This window comes from Desulfobacterium sp. N47 (assembly GCF_051233685.1).
GTDB lineage: Bacteria > Desulfobacterota > Desulfobacteria > Desulfobacterales > RPRI01 > RPRI01.
On the sequence record NZ_JBAMMY010000326.1, the window covers coordinates 1 to 4,208 of the forward strand.

The window sequence follows — 4,208 nt, forward strand, 5'->3', positions numbered from 1 at the left end:
CCGAACGCGGAAGAACTGTGGGATTTTGATTCGGATTGACAGGCAGACAACGCACCGTCATTCGCACTGCTCCGAACGTGAGCATCCGGCTCCAAGCAGAGGGAGGGGCGGCGCGTATGTGCCAACCGGATAAGCATGGAATATACTAATGGTTGCGGCCTCCCCTTTTGGGGATATTAGGGCGCTCTCTTTTTGTTTTACAATCACAACCTCTACAGCCTTCCCCTTGCTATCAAATCCTTTCACATCCTTTATCTTTTCCGGGTCATAAGGGTCAAGCTTGTTGATCCCATGGCCATACAAGATACCGATATCTCCATTCCTCTTTTCCATCCATACATGATGGGCAAAGGCATTTGAAAACATCATAAAACTTAGCGCAATTGCGGTAATTAAAATGTGTCTCATCTTCTACACCTCCATAAATTTTAAATTTTTCTATCCACATACAATACTGACTTTTTAACAACTTAAAGCTGACACTTCACGCCTTATTCAACATCCAAATTGCATCACCTCCTCCCCTGAAACGGACTTTTTAACAACTGAGAACCAATACATCACCCCGGCCAGACTATTATTAAAAACTGGCCTCGAGCATGGCAAAAAAGGTTCTTCTCGGATAGGGGTGGCCCATGTGGTAAAGTTCATCAGTAATGTTATCGACACCCAGAGAAGCTTTCCAGTTTTTAAGGAATTTATACATGAGCTTAGTGTCAAATACCAGCATCTTTTTACCAAAAGTATTCATTATATTTACCTCCCTTTCCAAATAAAATAGGTTTTTATCCGCATCCTCGGTTGAACCTGCATAAAGTTGATTCACTTTATACAGTCTAGAATTTGTAAACAACCTCTCCAAAGAATTCTCTGCCAGGGGCCCTCCAGCCCTGGTAGTAGTCTTTGTCAAGGAGGTTATCCACGGCAAAGGAGACTTCAATGCCCTTTCTGATTTCGTAACCAACCTTTGCATCCATCGTAAAATAGGGGTCATAGGAGCCGTAGACGTGATTTTTTCTATCCCGGTTTAAAGAATCACCATAAACCTTGCCCACATAACGACCTGTAACAGAGCCCTTAAAACCTGCATAATTTTCGCACAAAAGGCCGAAATTATACATCTCTTGAGGCACGTTTGTCATCCGTTTGCCCTCTTTTTCGGGATTCTGTTTATCTTCGGTAACCTCTGTGTCCTGATAGGTCATATTGGCATAGGCGCTGATAAATGAGGTTATCTGATGCTTGATTCCCAGTTCAAAACCTCGTATCCTTGCCTTGCCCCCACTCTTAGATACACCATATCGAATACCTGATTCAGTCCAGTATTCCCTATACTGAAAATCACGCAAGTAGTTTTCAAAGTATGTGGCCATTACAAGTGTTTTATCGAAAATCGTTTGATCAACTCCTGCCTCCCAACATGTGGCCTTCTCCGGCTTCAGATAAGGGCTTGCAAGCAGCATATAATTAGCCGAAGAGGCCCCTCCAAGAGTATCGTGCAGCCTCGGAGCGGTAAAGGCCTTTGCAAGAGAAAGCCTCAAGGTGGTTGATTCAAATGCCCTGTACTTAACAGAACCCTTGGGGCTGAAATAGGTTTCATCCCTATCCTTATATGTGTGGGTTCCAATATCGCCGACCGTAGTCCAATCCATAAGGTCAGAGATTTTCCACGAGTCAAGCCTTCCTCCAAGATAAAGGGTAAGGCGGTCCTCCATCAAAATCATCTCATCCTGGACAAAGAGAGAGTATACACTGTTAGTACCATCACTTTTACTGGACATCTCCCCTTTAGTACTCTCATCCCTCCAATTGGTCATTTCGTTATAATTTCTTCTCCCGCCCTCTTCTGTCATATAATCAGCGCCAAGGGTTAGATTGTTAAAACCAAAGATGTTAAGGACCTTCGACTCTATCCTCCCCTGCCAACGATCGAACGGAAATCTCGTTAGTTTGCCAGGTCCACCAGAGGATGTGGCGCCCGCAAGAGGGGCTATATCAATACCTCTTTTCTTTTCATCAACATACTCAACAGTGGCTCTCAGATTAAAATCTGGCGTAAATTCCGTTTCATAAGCAAGGGTATAGCGATAGCGTTTGCTTCTCTCGCTTTTGCCTCCCAAGAAGGTAGCGGTCCCAAGATCTATATTCTTTTGTTCGCCATCATCATTAAAGGTGATATTGCCCGAGTTTACAGGCTCACCGGTACTAGCATGTCTCAGGTAACTATTAGGGTCATCAAGACCTGCCGCCCCCCCTCCATAATTCCATTGGCTAGGACTAAATGTAAGGGTCATACTCGATGTGTCAGAAAAATCAAACTTTAACTTAGATAGGAAACTCCATTCCCATGTCTCAGTGTCACCCTTGTCGCCGATAAGATACATAGGGTTTCCCTGACTGTCGGTAGTCTTTTTCCATCCTGTAACGGGTATATCGCCGGCCCCATCCTTTGCGGATTTTGTTATATAGTCTGTCACATATCCATCCGTCTCCATATAATCATAACAAAGGTAAAAGGACACCTTATCATGTAACTTGTTTCCATAGCTTGCCGTACCACGCCTTGTATTATCGCTCCCATAAACACCTTTTACAAAAAATTCCTCTTTTTCAGGCATCTTGGTTATGAACTTTACGGTTCCGCCGATGCCGCCCCTTCCACCGTAAAGAGCAGAGAATGGACCTGGTATAACCTCAACCCGCTCAATTGCTTCAATGGGAATTATATTCCAGAATACCTTCTGATGAAAAGAGTCATTCAGTATGGAATCGTCAAGCAGTATGACCGTTTTGGTCTCGGCAACACCCCTGATGTTAATCTGACCGCCGGTCCTTTTGTCCGGTCTCAAATACACTCCGGGTATATGCTCTAATATCTTAATGGCATTCTGGGTGTTCTTTAGGTCTATCTCCTCTTTTGTTATCAAAACAGTCCTTCCCGGAGCCCCTTGTACCTCAGGTGCCGTTACCACCATCTCTTCCAATTCGAACGCTTTCTTTTCTTCTTTTGTCTTTTCCTCTTTTTTAGCCTCTTCTTTCTTTATCTCTTCTTTTTTCTTGCCCTTTTCAGATTCCTCCTTCTTTTTCATTTCTTCCTTCTTAACTTCCTCCTCGGCAGCATATTCCTCAGCCAAACAGATACCAGGCAAGGCCAGGAATGAAAGCAAAACAACTAACATCATCGCTGTCTTAAAAATCTTTCTCATCTTGAACCTCCTTTTCACCCCCCCCAGCCTCCCCTTTCCCCGCTAAAGACGGGATCTTCGACAAGGGGGAGGGCAGGGCGGTAATTGCTAAAAACGATTTACATCCAGGAGGTTCGGCGGTAATATATATTTTACCAGTTCAATCAGGCCTCCTTTCTGGTTGGGTCGGCTGGACTTCAGGGGTTCTTCCACCCTGTCTTCTTTGTCAGCCCTTCTGTGGGCAGGCAAGCCCGCCCATAGTGAGCGACGCATCGCCATGACCATGCAGGACTGGATCAAGAAACTGGAAGGGTTTTTATTGCTGAACGACCGCGATATTTTGCACTAATTCAAGGATAGCTCTTCATCTTGATCACCTCCTCTTTTTTTATGTGCAACGTAAAAAATGTTATAAACCTCTTCACGAATCACTCTTCACGGTTAAAAATTGTATTGACTCCTTTCTTATTCCACGCTATTGTTAAATAAATGGAATTGACACCAAAACAACTGGAAAATATTTGTAGAATCTTTATAAACCTTGGAACCCTATCTTTCGGGGCTATGGTTATTGGCAAATTTGTTTCTACAGTAACAATTCCATGGCACGTATTTCTGAGTGGACTGGTCTTTTCAGTCGCCATGTTTTTCCTGGCCATTATCATAGACAAAGGAGAAATCAGATGATTGAATTAACAATATTTTTTATAGTTGCAACCATTGCTGCCTGTGTTTTGACATATTTCATTGTCCGATCCCGATCTGAAAGGCATTCCTCCAAATAATTTAATCCGTAAACACCCGTAACGTTTGACGCAAAAAGCGTGACCCGTGAAACGTGTAGCGTAAAAAATGTTATGAACCTCTTCACAAATCACGCTTCACTGAAAATTTAATTGGGTATTACTGTCAAGATCGTAGCCGAATTTCAACTTGCATGTTGTATCAGTTATGTCTCTCGTTCCTTGATCACCGATAATAAAACGTTTTCTATTCTGAAAATCATGATCCGAATCATATCCC

General features: G+C 43.3%; 4 protein-coding genes. 1 reads left to right on the top strand and 3 read right to left on the bottom strand.

Features of this window, described 5'->3' with window-relative positions:
* Nucleotides 1-57: 57 nt before the first annotated feature.
* The 3 genes from VXK47_RS20740 to VXK47_RS20750 form a co-directional block, all read right to left on the bottom strand.
* On the bottom strand, nucleotides 58-408 hold the full coding sequence (locus VXK47_RS20740; protein ID WP_435550695.1) for a hypothetical protein: 351 nt from the start codon (nucleotides 406-408) through the stop codon (nucleotides 58-60).
* Nucleotides 409-580: 172 nt separating this feature from the next.
* Nucleotides 581-910, bottom strand: coding sequence for a hypothetical protein (locus VXK47_RS20745; RefSeq protein ID WP_435550698.1), 330 nt, complete (start codon nucleotides 908-910; stop codon nucleotides 581-583).
* Entirely contained in the window at nucleotides 837-3,206 is a 2,370-nt protein-coding gene (locus VXK47_RS20750) for a TonB-dependent receptor (protein WP_435550696.1), read from the bottom strand. The genes VXK47_RS20745 and VXK47_RS20750 overlap by 74 nt, the downstream gene beginning before the upstream one ends.
* A gap of 468 nt (nucleotides 3,207-3,674) precedes the next feature.
* On the opposite strand from VXK47_RS20750, the gene VXK47_RS20755 reads away from it, so the two are divergent.
* Nucleotides 3,675-3,872, top strand: coding sequence for a hypothetical protein (locus tag VXK47_RS20755; protein ID WP_435550697.1), 198 nt, complete (start codon nucleotides 3,675-3,677; stop codon nucleotides 3,870-3,872).
* The last annotated feature ends 336 nt before the right edge of the window (nucleotides 3,873-4,208 follow it).

Bases quoted from the DNA above. Each gene is read 5' to 3' on its own strand.
- VXK47_RS20740 (WP_435550695.1), bottom strand. From the start codon at position 408: ATGAGACACATTTTAATTACCGCAATTGCGCTAAGTTTTATGATGTTT.
- VXK47_RS20750 (WP_435550696.1), bottom strand. From the start codon at position 3,206: ATGAGAAAGATTTTTAAGACAGCGATGATGTTAGTTGTTTTGCTTTCA.
- VXK47_RS20755 (WP_435550697.1), top strand. From the start codon at position 3,675: ATGGAATTGACACCAAAACAACTGGAAAATATTTGTAGAATCTTTATA.